The organism is Streptomyces sp. NPDC104814, from assembly GCF_055583185.1.
Map to the genome: position 1 here is coordinate 1,715,359 of NZ_JBVJOL010000001.1, position 15,264 is coordinate 1,730,622.

The 15,264-nt window shown below is 71.9% G+C and carries 14 protein-coding genes and 1 pseudogene; 8 read left to right on the plus strand and 7 right to left on the minus strand.

Features of this window, described 5'->3' with window-relative positions; genetic code table 11:
* Nucleotides 1–59 precede the first annotated feature (59 nt).
* Entirely contained in the window at nt 60–680 is a 621-nt protein-coding gene (locus ACZ64A_RS07235) for a TetR/AcrR family transcriptional regulator (RefSeq protein ID WP_469808762.1), read from the minus strand.
* A gap of 275 nt (nt 681–955) precedes the next feature.
* Here ACZ64A_RS07235 and ACZ64A_RS07240 point away from each other — a divergent pair, with 275 nt between their 5' ends.
* Nucleotides 956–2,488 carry an MFS transporter gene (locus ACZ64A_RS07240; RefSeq protein WP_469808763.1) on the plus strand — a complete coding sequence of 511 codons (1,533 nt, stop codon included), beginning with the start codon at nt 956–958 and terminating at the stop codon, nt 2,486–2,488.
* A 213-nt stretch (nt 2,489–2,701) separates the two neighbouring features.
* On the opposite strand, the gene ACZ64A_RS07245 is transcribed toward ACZ64A_RS07240, so the two are convergent.
* Genes ACZ64A_RS07245 through ACZ64A_RS07260 form a run of 4 tightly spaced genes read right to left on the minus strand, consistent with a single transcriptional unit; the run spans nt 2,702 to nt 6,518 of the window.
* Nucleotides 2,702–3,157, minus strand: a complete 456-nt coding sequence (locus tag ACZ64A_RS07245) for a MaoC family dehydratase (RefSeq protein WP_469808764.1) — start codon at nt 3,155–3,157, stop codon at nt 2,702–2,704.
* Entirely contained in the window at nt 3,154–4,713 is a 1,560-nt protein-coding gene (menE, locus tag ACZ64A_RS07250) for an o-succinylbenzoate--CoA ligase (RefSeq protein WP_469808766.1), read from the minus strand. The genes ACZ64A_RS07245 and menE overlap by 4 nt, the downstream gene beginning before the upstream one ends.
* 12 nt (nt 4,714–4,725) lie before the next feature.
* The gene (locus ACZ64A_RS07255) at nt 4,726–5,601 is read right to left on the minus strand and encodes an amidohydrolase family protein (RefSeq protein ID WP_469808767.1); all 876 of its coding nucleotides are present in this window, start codon (nt 5,599–5,601) and stop codon (nt 4,726–4,728) included.
* The gene (locus ACZ64A_RS07260) at nt 5,601–6,518 is read right to left on the minus strand and encodes an SDR family oxidoreductase (RefSeq protein WP_469808768.1); all 918 of its coding nucleotides are present in this window, start codon (nt 6,516–6,518) and stop codon (nt 5,601–5,603) included. Before ACZ64A_RS07260 ends, ACZ64A_RS07255 begins: the two co-directional genes overlap by 1 nt.
* A gap of 292 nt (nt 6,519–6,810) precedes the next feature.
* Here ACZ64A_RS07260 and ACZ64A_RS07265 point away from each other — a divergent pair, with 292 nt between their 5' ends.
* The 7 genes and pseudogenes from ACZ64A_RS07265 to ACZ64A_RS07295 all read left to right on the plus strand — a co-directional run bounded on the left by ACZ64A_RS07265 (nt 6,811) and on the right by ACZ64A_RS07295 (nt 13,440).
* Nucleotides 6,811–7,548 (plus strand): alpha/beta fold hydrolase, encoded by a 738-nt coding sequence (locus ACZ64A_RS07265; RefSeq protein WP_469808769.1) that lies wholly within the window; start codon nt 6,811–6,813, stop codon nt 7,546–7,548.
* Nucleotides 7,549–7,712: 164 nt separating this feature from the next.
* Nucleotides 7,713–8,543, plus strand: a complete 831-nt coding sequence (locus ACZ64A_RS07270; protein ID WP_469808770.1) for a methyltransferase domain-containing protein — start codon at nt 7,713–7,715, stop codon at nt 8,541–8,543.
* 93 nt (nt 8,544–8,636) lie between these two features.
* Nucleotides 8,637–10,541: an SMI1/KNR4 family protein gene (locus tag ACZ64A_RS07275; protein ID WP_469808771.1), complete on the plus strand. Its 1,905-nt coding sequence runs from the start codon at nt 8,637–8,639 to the stop codon at nt 10,539–10,541.
* A gap of 261 nt (nt 10,542–10,802) precedes the next feature.
* A pseudogene (locus ACZ64A_RS07280) lies at nt 10,803–11,232 on the plus strand (hypothetical protein).
* Between the two features lie 88 nt (nt 11,233–11,320).
* Complete coding sequence (locus ACZ64A_RS07285) at nt 11,321–11,794, plus strand: carboxymuconolactone decarboxylase family protein (protein ID WP_469808772.1); 474 nt, start codon at nt 11,321–11,323, stop codon at nt 11,792–11,794.
* A gap of 180 nt (nt 11,795–11,974) precedes the next feature.
* Nucleotides 11,975–12,898, plus strand: a complete 924-nt coding sequence (locus ACZ64A_RS07290; protein ID WP_469808773.1) for an RNA polymerase sigma-70 factor — start codon at nt 11,975–11,977, stop codon at nt 12,896–12,898.
* A 242-nt stretch (nt 12,899–13,140) separates the two neighbouring features.
* Nucleotides 13,141–13,440 carry a hypothetical protein gene (locus tag ACZ64A_RS07295; RefSeq protein ID WP_469808775.1) on the plus strand — a complete coding sequence of 100 codons (300 nt, stop codon included), beginning with the start codon at nt 13,141–13,143 and terminating at the stop codon, nt 13,438–13,440.
* 67 nt (nt 13,441–13,507) lie between these two features.
* Here the strand turns inward: ACZ64A_RS07295 and ACZ64A_RS07300 are convergent, their stop codons facing one another.
* Together ACZ64A_RS07300 and ACZ64A_RS07305 are read right to left on the minus strand one after the other, a co-directional pair.
* Nucleotides 13,508–14,542 carry a MerR family transcriptional regulator gene (locus ACZ64A_RS07300; protein WP_469808776.1) on the minus strand — a complete coding sequence of 345 codons (1,035 nt, stop codon included), beginning with the start codon at nt 14,540–14,542 and terminating at the stop codon, nt 13,508–13,510.
* Between the two features lie 18 nt (nt 14,543–14,560).
* The gene (locus ACZ64A_RS07305; protein ID WP_469808777.1) at nt 14,561–15,214 is read right to left on the minus strand and encodes a HEAT repeat domain-containing protein; all 654 of its coding nucleotides are present in this window, start codon (nt 15,212–15,214) and stop codon (nt 14,561–14,563) included.
* Nucleotides 15,215–15,264 lie beyond the last annotated feature (50 nt).

Consider the following 15,264-nt stretch of genomic DNA (forward strand, 5'->3'; position numbering starts at 1 on the left):
CACACTGCCCGCACAAGGGCGTTTCGGATCATCCGCAGGTTTCCGGCCGCTCGATGCCGTCAGCGCCGGCGCGGCGGGCGGCGCAGCGGCAGCTCCAGGGCCAGCCGCAGCTGCGGCTCGAACAGACGGATCACCTCGTCGCGGCTCATCGAGCCGACGGGCTCGAGCCGCAGCAGATAGCGGGTGGTGATCAGACCCGCCAGCACGCTGGAGAACGCGGCCGCACGCCGCCGCGCGTGCGGTCCGCCGGCGAGTTCGGCGAGCCGCTCCACGATCTCGCCCTCCAGCGCCTCCTTGACCAGTGCCGCCACGGCGTCGTCCTGGAGGGCGCTCTGGAACATGGTGACCAGGGCCGGCCCGGACTCCGGGGCCTCCCATACGGCGGTGACCTGCCGCAGGACCCGCTCGGGGAAGGAGTCGCGGTCGCCCTCGCGCACCAGCCGGGCCACGAGCTCGGCAGGGTTGGCCGACAGGGCGAGGGCGGCTCCGAACAGGCCCTTCTTGGAACCGAAGTAGTAGCTCAGCAGGGCCAGGTCGACGTCCGCCTCGGCGGCGATGGACCGCATGGTGACCGACCGGTACCCGTGGTCGAGGAACCGCCGGCGGGCGACGGCCACGATCTTCCGGCGTGTGTCGGGTCGTCCCGGCCTGCGCCCCCGCTTGGGCCCTTCGTCGGTCATGGTCGAGATGCTAACCCCAGGAATTCATCACTTCGGCTCTCCTGCGACAGCTTCCGGTGCCCACGGTGCCGGGCGGAAACGAGCCGCATGGCAGCCTCGTGGTCACCTCGCAGGTCAGAGCCCTGACAGTGCGGGCACGACAGATGGCTGACACCCCGCCCTTGCGGATGGCGATTTCATCAGCCTGGTGCCACCGGCACCGTACGCCGAATCTGGTGGGGTATCCGAACGCACGGGTCCGGCCCCGGTCCGGCCCCGAGGAAAGCAGGAACGGCATGCCCTCTCCCCACGCCCCCGCTGCCCCGCCCGCGGTACGTCACCGTCCGGTGCTGGTCGTCACCTGTCTGGCCCTGGGCACCGTGGTCGCGGCCATGGCGTCCCTGAACGTGGCGCTGCCCGACCTCGCTCGGGACACACACGCCACACAGACCCAGCTGTCCTGGGTCATCGACGCCTACAGTCTCGTGTTCGCCTCGCTGCTGCTGCCTGCCGGTGCCCTCGGCGACCGGTTCGGCCGGCGCGGGGCGCTGCTCGCGGGCCTCGCCGTCTTCGGTGCGGGATCGGCGGCGGCCGTTTTCACCACCAGCCCCACCGCGCTCATCGGGCTGCGCGGCGTCCTCGGCCTGGGAGCCGCGCTGGTCATGCCGGCCACCCTGTCCACGATCACCAGCACGTTCCCGCGCGCCCAGCGGGCCCGCGCGGTGAGCGTCTGGGCGGCCGTCGCCGGAGCCTCCGCGCTGCTCGGCGTCTTCGCCACCGGAGCGCTGCTCGAACAGTGGTCGTGGCGGTCGGTGTTCTGGCTGAACGTGGCCCTTTCCCTCGCCGCGCTCGTGGGCACGCTGGTGTTCGTACCCGAGTCGGCCGAGGCCGGCCGGCCGAAGCTGGACGTGGGCGGCGCCGCCCTGACGGTCGTCGGCCTGGTCGCGCTCGTCTACTCGGTCATCGAGGCTCCCACGCGGGGCTGGGGCGACCCGGCGACCATCGGTGGCATCGGGCTGGGTCTGCTGATCCTGGCCGCCTTCGTGCTCTACGAACTGCGCCGCCAGAACCCGCTGCTCGACCCGCGCCTGTTCCGCAACCGGCCCTTCGCCGCGGGCTCCCTGTCGATCATGCTGCAGTTCTTCGTGTTCTTCGGCTTCATCTTCGTGATGATGCAGTACCTGCAACTGGTGCGGGGCGACAGCGCCCTCATGGCCGCGACGTCGATGATCCCCATGGCGCTGGCCATGGTGCCGGTCTCGCGCCTCACACCGCGCCTGGTGACCAGGTTCGGCTTCCGGGCCCCGTGGACCCTGGGTCTGGTGGCCGTCGCCGTCGGCATGGGCGTGCTGTGCCGGGTCGACGCGGACAGTTCCTACGGGCTGATCGCCGCCGGCCTGGTCGCTCTCGGTGCCGGAATGGGCCTCGCCATGACGCCGGCGACCACCGCCATCACCGACGCCCTGCCGCGGTCCCTGCAGAGCGTGGGCTCGGCCATGAACGATCTCTCCCGGGAAACTGGGCGGCGCCCTCGGCATCGCCGTCCTCGGCAGCATGCTGAGCGCCTCCTACCGTGGCCACCTCCACCTCGCCGGTGCTCCGGAACCGGTGGCCGAGGCCGCCCGGTCCTCGCTGGCCGCCGCCCATGCCATCGGCGGCCCCGTCGCCGCGCAGGCCCGCGGCGCGTTCATCGAGGGCATGCACGTCGCCCTGCTGGGCGCCGCCGTGGCAGCGGCCGTGGCCGCCGTCGCCGTCGCGCTGCTCATGAGGCGAGCAGGCCGCCCCGACGCTTCCGCGACCGCGACCGCCTCCGTCGGCGAGCCCCGTAGCCGAGCCGAAGCCTCCCGGAGCCTTACGCCCGGCAGGTGAGCGTTCTGGACGCAGGGACGGCACACGTGGCCCCGGCCGGTCGGACGGCCGGCCGGGGCCACGCCGAGCGCTCGGCGTGCGAGCGTGGACGGCAGGCGTCGTGTCAGGCCCGTCAGGCGGGTCCGGCGCGTCCGGCGTGTCAGGCGTCAGGCCGGTCAGGCCGGTCAGGCCGGTCAGGCGTAGAACCGGGACAGGCTCTGGAGTACGGCGGCCGGCTTGGCGCCGCCGTCGATCTCGATGGTGCCGTCCACCTGGACCTGTACTCCGCCGGGCACGTCCTCGACCGACGTCAGGCGCGCCGCCAGCCGGATCCGCGAGCCTGCCGTCACGGGCGCGGGGAAACGCACCTTGTTCAGGCCGTAGTTGACCTTCGTGGTCACGCCCTCGACCTGGAGCAGGTCCGTGAAGAGCGGAATGAAGAGGGACAGGGTCAGATATCCGTGCGCGACGGTCGCCCCGAAGGGGCCGTCCTTCGCCCGGGCCGGGTCGACATGGATCCACTGATGATCGTCCGTGGCGTCGGCGAAGGTGTCGATGCGCTCCTGGGTGACGTCGATCCACGCGCTGGTGCCGAGGTCGCTGCCGGCCAGCTTCCTGAGGGCGTCGAGGCCGGTGACGGTGATGCTCATGCGCCGTTCCTTTCGGGGTGGGGCTCGGGGAGGGAGCCGGGGGGAGAGCCGGGGACAGAGGCGCCGTACCGGTCGCGCACCCGGGACTTGAGGAGCTTTCCGGACGCCGTGCGGGGCAGTTCGCCCACGACGACGACGGACTTGGGGATCTTGTACTTGGCCAGGCGGCCGGTCAGCGAGGCGAGCATGTCGCCGGGGTCGAGCGGGACGCCGTCCCGGGGCACCACGACCGCCCGGGGCACCTCGCCCCAGGTGGCGTCGGGGACGCCGATGACGGCGGCCTCGGCCACACCCGGGTGGGCGAGGAGCAGGTCCTCGACCTCGGCCGGGTACACGTTCTCCCCACCGGAGATGATCATGTCTTTGATGCGGTCGACGACGTAGACGTAACCGTCCTCGTCGGTGTGGGCGGCGTCCCCGCTGCGGAACCAGCCCTCCGTGAAGGAGGCCGCCGTCTCCTCGGGCAGACCCCAGTACCCGGCCATGACGTTGGGCCCGCTCACCACGACCTCGCCCGTCTCGCCGGGGCCGGCCGGGGTGAGATCCGGCCGGACGACGCGGACGTCGCAGAAGAAGTGCGGCACCCCGGCGGAACCCGACTTGCTCAGCGCGTGCTCGGCGTCGAGCGAGAGCACGCCGGGGGAGGCCTCGGTCATCCCGTAGCCCTGGAGGAAGGTCAGTCCGCGTTCTTGGTAGGTGGTGAGGAGCGAGGTGGGGGCCGGGGCGCCACCGCAGGTCAGGAGACGCACGGTGGACAGGTCGGCGTCGGGCCAGCGCGGATGGCGGGCCAGCTGCTCGAACATGGTGGGCACCCCGAACATGAAGGTGATGCCCTCTTCCTCGATCACATCCAGGGTCGCCGCCGGTTCGAAGCGCTCGGTCAGGACGCAGGCGCCGCCCTTGAGCAGTACCGGCAGGGTGAGCATGTTCAGCGCCGCCGTGTGGAACAACGGCGCGGACACCAGGGCGCGTTCGCCGGCGGTCAGGTCGAAGTCGACGAGCACGTCGAAGGCGTTCCAGGTGAGGTTTCCGTGGGTGAGCACGGCGCCCTTGGGGCGGCCCGTCGTGCCGGAGGTGTACATGATGATGCAGGTGTCGTCGAGGGCGACGGGCTGGTCGATCGGTTCGTCGTCCCCGGACGCCAGCAACTCCTCGTACTGCGGTCCCACTTCCACGCGGACGCGTACCCCCGTGGTGTCCGGCAGGTCTTCGACCAGGGCGGCCGACGACGGCGCGTGGACGAGGAGCCGGGCTCCGGAGTCGGCGAGCTGGTAGGCGATCTCCGGCCCGGCGAGGCGGGTGTTGAGCGGGACGAAGACGGCACCGAGGGCACCGGCGGCGAACAGCGTCTCCAGATAGGAGGGATGGTTGGGGCCGAGGTAGGCGATCCGGTCGCCGCGCCGCACGCCCCGCGCGCGCAGGGCGTGCGCCAGGCGGGTGGTACGCCGGTACAGGCCGGCGTAGCTGATCCGGGTGCCGTCGTGGATCAGCGCGGTGCGGTGCGGGGACTTGCGCGCCCGGCGTGCGGGCCAGGAACCGAGTCCGGTGTTGCGCATCGTCGCGCCCCTTTACGGTGTCGTCAGCCCGAGCAGGCGGGCGGCGTTCTCCTTGAGGATCTTCGGCCGGACCTCGTCCTTGACCGGCAGCTCGGCGAAGTCGGCGAGCCAGCGGTCGGGGGTGAGGACGGGGAAGTCGGAGCCGAAGAGCACCTTGTCCTGCAGCAGCGTGTTGGCGTACTGCACGAGCTGCGGCGGGAAGTACTTCGGCGACCAGCCGGACAGGTCGATGTGCACGCCCGGCTTGTGCGTGGCGACGGCGAGCGCCTCGTCCTGCCAGGGGAAGGACGGGTGTGCCAGGATGATCTTCAGATGCGGGAAGTCCGCGGCCACGTCGTCCACATGGAGGGGGTTGGAGTACTTCAGCCGGATCCCTCCGCCGCCGGGCACACCGGCGCCGATGCCGGTCTGCCCGGTGTGGAACAGCGCGATGCTCCCCGTCTCCTCCATCACCTCGTACAGGCCGTAGGCCACCGAGCGGTCGTCCGGGAAGAAGCCCTGGATGCTGGGGTGGAACTTGAAGCCCTTGACCCCGTACTCCTCGACCAGGCGCCGGGCCTGCTGCACGCCCGCCCTGCCGCGGAAGGGGTCGATCGAGGCGAACGGGATCAGCACGTCCGCATGGGCGGCGGCGGCCTCGGCGACCTCCTCGTTGGGCACCGGTGGCGTGCCGGTGGCGGACTCGGCGTCCACCGTGAAGATCACCGCTGCCATCCGGCGCTCGCGATAGTAGGCGGCCGTCTCCTGAAGGGTGGGCTTCCGCTTGCCCGCCACCTTGAAGTAGGCGGCGGATGCGGCGTGCAGGTCCTCGTCCAGGGATGCCTGGCCCTTCGAGGAGACCTCGGCGTGGGTGTGGGCGTCGATCGCGGTGAGCTGTTCGAGGTCCATCAGGCCTCCGGCAGCCGGGGCGCGGGGATGCCGACCGTCTCGAGTGCGGCGCCGACCGAGGTGGGCCAGGTCTCGGCGAGGGCCTCGGGGCTCCAGCCGCCGTCGGCGTAGGCGGCGCGGACCTCCTGCGGATGCGACCACAGGGCGACCCTGTCGCCGCCGATGCCGATGCACTGGCCGGTCACCGAGCGGGCGTGCTCGGAGGCGAGGAAGGGGACCAGCGCAGCACAGTCCTCCGGGGTGCCGAAACCCTCGCCCGCGCGCAGGAAGGAGGGCAGCGCCTCGCCCTGCTTCAGTGCCTCGACGTACGGGGCGAAGGCGGGGATGGTCTCGGTCATGGCGGTGGCGGCGACCGGCACGATCGCGTTGACGGTGATCTGCGCGCGGGCCAGCTCCATCGACCAGGTGCGGGCCATCGCGGCGATACCGGCCTTGGCGGCGGCGTAGTTGGTCTGCCCGAAGTTGCCGCGCTGCCCGGCCGGGGAGCCGACCAGGATCAGGCTGCCGCCCTGGCCCTGCTCGCGCATGCGGACGGCTGCGGCGCGGGCACAGGTGAAAGTTCCCCTCAGATGCGTGGCGACGACGGCGTCGAAGTCGTCGTCGGTCATCTTCCACAGCACCTTGTCGCGCAGGATGCCCGCGTTGGTGACCAGCACGTCCAGCCGGCCGAACTCCTCGACGGCACGGTTCACCAGGCGGTCGGCGGCATCCGTCGTGCCGACGGCGGCGACCTCGGCGACGGCGGTGCCGCCCGCCTCGATGAGGGACTTGACGGCCTGTCCGGCGACGGCTTCGTCGATGTCGTTGACGACTACGGCGGCGCCGCGGGCGGCCAGGGCCCGGGCGTAGGCCAGGCCGAGGCCCCGGCCGCCGCCGGTGATGACGGCGACCTTGCCGGTGAGATCGATGGGGGGCATGAGCGGGTGCCTTTCAGTCGGAACGGCAGCCACCGGCGCCGCGACGCTGCGGCGCGGGCGAGGGTGGGGAGCGGCGTCGCGATCGAAGCCGTCGGTCGTACATGAAGCTATGGACAATCATTGTTCTCGTCAACAGTTGTGATCGACCTCTTTTTTCGGCAGTGTGGCGACGTGAGCGCGCCGTCGTCGGCCTGGTCGACGACGTCTCCGCCCCGGTACGGGACGTTGAATCTCCCCTTGGGGGAGTACGTACGGTCCACGCCGGTAGTGCAGCCGAACGAAGGAGTCGATGATGACGACATTCCTGCTGGTTCCCGGTCTGTGGATGGGTGGCTGGGCGTGGGAGGCCGTGGCCGCCGACCTGTCCGCACGGGGGCACCGGGCGATCGCGGTGACGCTTCCCGGTCTCGGGGACCGGGCAGGTGAGGGGGGTGCGGGGATCGGACTCGCCGACCACGCCGACGCGCTGGCCGAGCTGCTCGCGGCGCAGCAGCAGGAGGTGGTGCTGGTGGCGCACAGTTACGCCGCCTTCCCCGCGGTCGCCGCGGTCGACCGGCTGCCCGAGAAGGTCGGGCGGTTGGTGTTCGTGGACACCGGCGCGCCCGAGTCCGGGGAGTCGGTGGTCACCCAGATGCCGCATCTGCTGGACATCGTCTCCGACGGCGTCCTGCCGGTGCCGGGCGGGATCGACCCGGTGCACGGTGTGCCGGAGGCCGAGCTGGAACGCTACCGTCGTCTGGCCACGCCGCATCCCGCGCGCACCGTCACCGAGCCGGCCACGCTGACCGGGGCCTGGCTGAAGGTGCCGACCACCGGCGTCTTCTGCCTGGCGGGTGGCCTGAGCCTGGAGATGGTCCGTTCCCTGCACGCCACCGGCCACCCCCGATTCGCGAAGCTCGCCGAGCCCGGGGTGACCTTCTTCGAGATGGCCACCGGCCATTGGCCGATGCTCTCCGCACCGGCCGAACTCGCCGACGTACTGGTGCGTGCCGCCGCCGGGGAGGGCGAGGGGCTGCTGCAGAACGCCTAGTGGGTGTGCAGAACGCCTAGGGGGTGTCTCGGCGCGCCTCGATCGCACGGGCGGGCGCTGGTGGAGTATCGAGGGCGGGCGGCCCCGGGACGGGCCGTCCGCTCCTGCCTCACCGTGTATGGAGGTCCGGTGACGAACTCGTTCGGTATGAGGGCGGTGGCGCTGTGAGCGCTGCCGGGGACCCGGGCGGTGGCCGCTACGGCGAGGCCGTCTTCCGCCCCGATCAGAGGGGCGAGGGCGAGCGCATCGACTACGGCGCACTCGCCTACGACGACATCACCCTGGCGCGACTGAAGGCCCTCGGAGTGGGCCCGGGGTGGCGCTGCCTGGACGTGGGCGCGGGCACCGGCACCGTGTCGCGCCGGCTGCTCGAGGAGTGCGGAGTGACGAGTGTGGTCGCCGTGGACCGCGACCCACGCTTTCTCGCCGAGCGGCCCGTACCCGGCCTCGACGTACGCCAGGCCGACGTCACCACAGAGGGTTTCGTCTCGGGGCGGTTCCGGCTCGTCCATGCCCGCTTCGTGCTGATGCACCTGCCCGAGCACCGCCGTCTGGTCACAGCTCTGGCCGAACTCGTCGAACCGGGCGGCGTGCTGGTCCTCAGCGACGCCGTCGACCTGACGAGCGACCGTGCGCCGAGCACGCCGTACACCGCGGTGATGCGGGCGATGTGGCAGGGGCTGAGGGACACCATCGGCACGGACGTCTCCTGGGTGCCGTCCTATCCGCAGCTGCTGCGGGAGGCCGGACTCCGGCCCGTGGCCGCCGAGATGCATGTGCCTCCGCTGCTGCCCGGCAGCCCCATCAGCCGGTTCTGGGCGGACACATGGGAGCGGAGCCGAGCGGCGATGCTCGCCACCGGGCTGGTCGACACGGCTGCTGTCGATGAGGCGGTCCGGTACCTGGACTCCGAGGAATGCGCCGCGCTGTCGGCCGGAATGCTCACGGTGTGGGGTCGCAAACCGGGCGAGACCGCCACGGCTGACCTGCGGTGACAGCCGGCCCGGCGGCATCGTCGCGCGCGGGCTGCCGCTTGCTGCCCAGCAGGGACCGGCGGCGTTGTCGGTGCGGCGTGGCACCATCGGGCCATGAGTGAGGAGCCGATCAACTGGTCCGCGTTTCTGGGACGTTGGCAGGAGGAGTGGATTCCGCGCGCCGACGGGAACGCCGAGGACGCGGGTGACGGACAGGCCTTCGCGCCCCTGGGCAGGCCCGGGGCGGACCCGGCGGCGGTCGCCGCGGCCGAGGAGAGGCTCGGACGCCGACTCCCGCCCTCGTACCGGGAGTTCCTCGCCGTGAGCGATGGATGGCATGTGGAGCAGTCGGCGGGGATCCACCACCTCGGTGGCACCACGGAGATCGACTGGTTCCGGGACCCGTACGACTTGACCCCGCTGTACGAGGAGAACCTGGGCGACGCCCCGCGCACGGAGGATGTCCTGCTGGCCGGGATGTGGCGACGGGCACTGCGGCTCGAGACGGACTCCGACATGTCCCACGCCCTGCTCGACCCGGGAGACACCGACCAGGACGGTGAGTGGGCGCTCTACGTCCACAAGGGCTGGAGCGGCGAAATGCCGGACCGCTACCCCTCGTTCCGCGCCTACATGGAGGCGATGTACCGCGGTTTCCACGCCGACCGGGCCGCCGTCCCCGGGTTCGTCAACGCGACCACGCGCACCCAGGACGCCCGGGTCGACGAGGCCCGCCTGCTGGCGCTGCGCGGACGCCACGAGGAAGCCCTGCCCCTGCTCGAGGAGGCGTTCTCCTTCGGCCGGCCGCTCAGCGCGGACATGCTGACCCAGCTCCGGCATCTGCTGACTCCGGGCAGCACCCCGAGCTACGGCACCCTGGTGGCCGACCCGCGCTACCTGCCCGAGCTGCTGCCGCTGGAGGCGATGACACCGGCGAGCGGCGGATGGCGCCCGGGCGGGGACGACCACTGGCTCGGAATGATGACGGCCCGCGGCGTGTCCCGGACGACCGCCGAGGCCGTGCTCGGCACGGTGCGGGACGGCACCTACCGCTACGCACCCGCGGGACCGTGGGGCCGGGCCGTCGCCGAGGCCCGTGAGTCGGCCCGCTGGGGGGCCACCGACGCCGCCTGGCGGACGCTGCGCGCCGCGCTTCCCCACTGGGAGGCGCCCGGGCCGGCGCTGATCGCCCCGATCGGCCTGCTCGCCGATCCGGTCCTGGGCCCGCTGGTCACCCCCGAGCGCGGGCGGGAGATCCTCGCGACACCGCGGGCCGGACAGACGGGCCCTGCTCCGGAGCCGGTGCCGGATCTCGACCCGCCGGGCCTGCACTGGCTGACCGAGCCCGCCCTGTACGGGCAGCCGCTCGACGGATACCGCTGTATCTGGGTCGAAGGCGTCGAGCCGGCCGGCCTGCCCGCCCTGATCGGTGAGGAAGGCGCCGAGCTGAGCGCTCCCGTGAACCTGTACACGGCGCTCCGCCGTCGCCGGCCCGGCGAGCGGGAGGGCGTGGAGTGGTGGGAGGACCGGGCCGTGGTCGCCGTGGGCCGCAGCTCCGAGAAGTGGGCCTTCGCCTTCGACGGCTACTCCGCCCACCGCGTTAATCAGCTGTTCGAGTCCCCGGCAGCGGCCGCGTCCTCCTTCGGCCGTGCCGTGGTGGTGTGGCGCGATCCGAAGAGTGCCTTCCCGGACAAGCACCCGGCCGCGTTCCATCTGTCGGTGGCCGAACGGGGTGCGGAGCTCTACGCGTTCACCGTGCGGGGGACGGAGGTCCAGCGCTCCGGTGCGATACCCGAAGCCCTGGACCCTGCACGCCTGTTCCGCCCGCAGGACACCGAACCGGTCCGCGAGCAGCGGATGCTGGCGGCCCTGCACCACGAACTGGGCCTGTCGCTGCCCCGTTTCGCGCTCACCCGGGGCAGACTCGGTACCTTCACCACCCGGTCCTGGACCCGTGCTCCCCACGCGGGTGAGGGGTATGCCCACCTCACCTTCAGCGTCGCGCGGCACAGGCCCTGACCCGGACGGAGCCGCTGCCGCCCTGACACGGCCCACCCGCACCCGCCCTGACACGGGCGGACCCGCATCCATCCTTCCCTGGCGCCGGACCACATCGTCCGGACAGGGACGGTGGCGGCGCGCCACCACTGCGCCTTCTGGAACACCCTCGGGTGACCCCGGACGCGACCGCTGTGAGCCAAGGGAGCGCGGCCGGCGGACCGTATGCCGCAGGCCGCGAACCGACGAGGAACCCACCACACGAATTCCAGGGGGACAGGCATGAACGAAGCCGTCGCCAGGCGTCTGGCAGGCCTGGCCGGCATCGCCGCCGCAGCGGCCTTCATCGTCGAAGTGCCCCTGTACTTCCTCTACTCGGGCCCGCCCCCGGACTCCAACGTCCTGGCCAGGCTGGCTCGCGCTCTTCCTGACCGCCGTGGGCTGCGCCCTCTCTCGCACCGGCCCGCTGCCACGCTGGACCGGCCGCTCCGCCTTCGTCCTCGCCGGGGTCAACCTGGCCTTCGTGCCGTCCCTGTTCCTCGGCAACACGCCCGCGCACTTCTACGCGGCGAACGGCTGGGGTACGACCGCCCTCATGGGGGTGCTCGGCTACTGGATGCTCGCCCTGGGCATCTCCACCGTCCGCAGCGCCACCCGGCACGCGCCCACCGGCTCACCGGACCTTCACCGGACAGCGGGGAACGCAGGCTGAGGTGACCGGGGTCACACGCGGCCATGTCACAGGGCGCCGGGCCACCTCGTCCCAAGGGTGTAGCCACGGACGACCACGGAGGAACACGATGGACGCGCGACTGAACTACTTCGCAGACCCGACCGTCGGCAAGGCCCTCAAGCACTTCATGTCGGCGGGCAAGGCCCTGAAGGACTCCCCGCTGCCCGCCGCGACCCAGGAGCTGGTGGCGCTGCGCGTGAGCCAGATCAACGGCTGCGCGGTCTGCATCGACATGCACACCAAGGAGGCGACCGCCGCGGGGGAGACCCCCGTCCGGCTGCACCTGGTGGCGGCGTGGCGGGAGGCCACGGTCTTCACCGAGGCCGAGCGCGTCGCGCTGGAGCTGGCCGAGCAGGGCACCCGGGTCGCGGACGGGGCCGGCGGGGTCGGCGACGGCCTCTGGGCGCGTGCCGCTGAACACTACGACGAGCAACAGCTCACCGCACTGGTGTTCCTCGTGTCCTTCATGAACTCGGTGAACCGGCTGAACATCCTCGCCCAGCAGCCGGCGGGCGACTACGAGGCCGGGCAGTTCCACTGACCGGCAACCGGCCATGGGTGTTCGGCGGCCGGTAAGGGCAACGTGCGTTCCGCGTCCGGCGTGCGGGGCTCGTCCGGGAGCCCCGCGGCCTTGCCACGCACCGCCGCACGACCGGATGATCAAGACCAGAAGACGCCGGCGCCGACCAGCAGGCCGGGCAGAAGCATCGCAGGGGGAGCCGTGAACAAGGTCGAGGAGTTCGAGGAGCTGCGGCCGCTGCTGTTCTCGATCGCCTACCGGATTCTGGGCAGCGTGGGTGAGGCCGAGGACGCGGTACAGGAGACTTGGCTGCGCTTCGACGGCTCGTCGACCCGGCCGACGTCGACCAAGGCCTTCCTCTCGGCCACGGTGACGCGGATCTCGATCGACGTCCTGCGTTCCGCACGGGTGAGGCGGGAGAAGTACGTCGGGCCGTGGTTCCCCGAGCCGCTGCTCGCCGATCCCTACCAGGATCCGGCACGCTCGGCGGAGCTGGCGGACTCGGTGTCGATGGCGGCGCTGCTGCTTCTGGAACGGCTCAGCCCGCTCGAGCGGTCGGTGTTCGTGCTGCGGGAGGTGTTCGGCTTCGGCTTCGACGAGATCGCCGCGGCGGTCGGCCGGTCGGAGGCCGCTTGCCGGCAACTGCTGGTACGGGCGCGGCGGCACATGCGGGCCGGACGGCCACGATTCGAAGCGGACCGCCAGGAGCGGCAGGAGCTGGCGGCGCGTTTCTTCGACGCCCTTCGCGAGGGCGATGTCGTCGGCCTGCGGGATCTCCTCGCCGCCGATGTGTCGATGGTCGGGGACGGCGGCGGCAAGGCCCCCCAGCTGGCCCGTGCCGTCGTCGGTGCAGAGAACGTGGCCCGGCTGCTCGCCGCCGTCGTCCCCCTCCTGGCCCGGGTCGACGTGGGCTTCGAGCTGCACGAGGTCAACGGCCAGCCGGGGGCGATCTTCCGCGACCGGGACGGCAAGGTGCTCCACGTGCTGGCCCTGGAGGTGCTCGGCGGACAGATCCAGACCATCCGCTCCGTGATCAACCCCGACAAGCTGAGCCATCTCGGGCCGGTCGCCGACGCCTGGGCCATCGACCGCGAGGTGAAGCAGGCCCGCCACCGGACGGCGTAGGCCCAGGTCGAGCGGCATCCGTGTCCCGCAGCGCTACGCGGCGTGACCGATGCACACGGTCTGCGAGGCAGTATTTACGCAGAAATTCATGTTGATGTCTGGATTGTCCTGGTGGGTGTGCCAGGTGAGGGGAGCGGGTACGCGCGCCGTCTGACCGCGTCCGGACCACTGCTGAGGTCGACGTCATCCGGTGTTCCGCCGGGACGGACAGGGCGACGCGGGCTCGGCAAGGAGGAGAGATCATGCAGATGACGCGACGGATGGCCATCGTCGGTGCTTCCACCGCTCTCGCCGCGGCCGCCGTGGGTATCGGCACCGGTCCCGCGACAGCGGCCACGCTTGGGACGCCCGCCCACCACACGGTGCCCGCCCCGGCCGGCACGCCGCACACCGCCGACCGCCACCCTGCCGCCCGGCAGCCCACGGACCCGTGGATCGAGGACCAGCTGGCGACCTTCTACCCGTCGTCCGCTCACCGGCTCGCCGTGTTCGACCCGTGGGTCAAGGACCAGCTCGCGCTGTTCGAGAAGGGCAGCCGGTGACCCGTCCGGACTGTTCGAGAACGGGCAACCGGTGACCGGGTACGACGACCGCGAGGCACAGTCCGCGTCAGCCGGCGTCCCCGGAGCCGGCCCCCGGCCGTCGCGCACGGCGTCGCTCGAGGAGGTAGGTCGCGGTGAGCGCGACCGCGCGGTCCTTGTCCTGTGACAGTGCCGCGAGGGCACGCGATGTCCTGGCACCCGGGATGTCCGCGAGCGCCTGCGTCAGCCGTCCGCGTGCGGCCGCTCCCACGGTGTCGTCGGCCAGGCGGTCGAGGAGCCCGGTGGCGATGTGATCCGCCGCCTCGGGGTCACCGGCCAGCGTGCTCAGCGCATCCGCCGCGTCGGTGTCGTTGCTCCCGTCGACGATCATGCCGATCAGAGTCGGGACCGCGTCGGCCACTCCGCGCGCGCCGAGCGCCAGGGCCGCGTAGCCGGACACGACGGTGTCCGGGTTGCCGAGCGCGTGCCGCAGCAGTGCGGTCGCCTCACCGTCCGGAAACTCGGCGACGGACTGCACGGCACGTTTGCGTACCTCGGCAAGGGGCGAGCCGAGACCCCGCGCCAGCAGTTCCAGGCCGTCCCCGCCCGACTGCGCCAGCGCCCAGCGCAGGGCTCCGGCGACGTTCGGGTCGGACTCGCGCAGCACCGCCTCGACCAGCGCTTCCACCGGCACGGGGCTCTCCGCGACCGCGGCCAGCGCCGCCCGCTGCCGCGCCCCCGCGTTCTTCGACCCCAATGCCTGGAGGAGCGCCACGGTGTGCAGGACGTCCTCCCAGTCCCCTGGATCAGCGGCACCGATCCGGCGCAGTCGGGTGAGCAGATCCCTCTCCGCCGCGATGCGGTCCTGCGTCTGCCGGATCAGGTCGTCCACGAGCTCACCTGGTGCGAAGCCCGGGTCGTCGAGCGCACGCCCGACGTCGCGCAGCGACAGCCCCAATGACCGCAGGCTCTCGATGTGAAAGATCCGGCGGATGTCGTCGCCGGCGTACTCCCGGTAGCCGGAGCCGGTACGGCCCGTCGGCCGCACCAGGCCGAGCGATTCGTAATGCCTGAGCATGCGGGCGCTGACCCCGGACCGTCGCGCGACCTCACCGATCAGCACTGCCTACCGCCCCTCGTGTCATGCCCCGCCGAGCGCCACGACGCGCTTCGCCTCCTCGATCGCGAACCCGAACCCGGCGTCGGGGTCGCGCCACAGCCGCTGCGTGGCGATCGCGTGTGCGCGCACCCGAGGGTCGGGATCCGTCGTCGCGGCGGCCACCACCGGCAGCATCACCTCCCCGAGCGCGATCAGCGCCCGGCTGAGACTCAGCTGCGTCTCGTGTCCGCCGCGCCCCAGTTGTGCCGCCAACACTACGGCCAGCTCGTGCTCCTCCCCGTCGGGCACGAGGACGACCGCCGCCCGCCAGGCGCTCCGGGCGACCTCGTCGTCCGCGTCGGACAGCAGTGCGGGGGTGACCGCGGGCCACGCCTGCCGGTCCCCGATCTTGGACAGTGTGTGCAACGCCTGGCTGCGTGCCTGCGCATGTGCCGAGCGGACCTCGCCGACCAGCAACGGGACGGTCAGCGAAGCCGGGTGGCGAGTGAGTGCCCACGTCAGCATCTCGCGTACGGGGAACTCCGGCTCGATCGCGCATCGTTCGACGAGCTTGCCGATGAAGGCCGGGTCGGGGGCCGTGCCGACCGCCAGCGCCGACCGCAGCCGGACCGACGAGTCGGCGTGTTCGAGCCCTTGTAGGGCTCTTCGTGTGGTGTTCTCTTCCGGCATGGTCATGGGACCACCTCCTCGGCCACAGTGAAGGGCTTGTCACTGTGTCAAGGTCA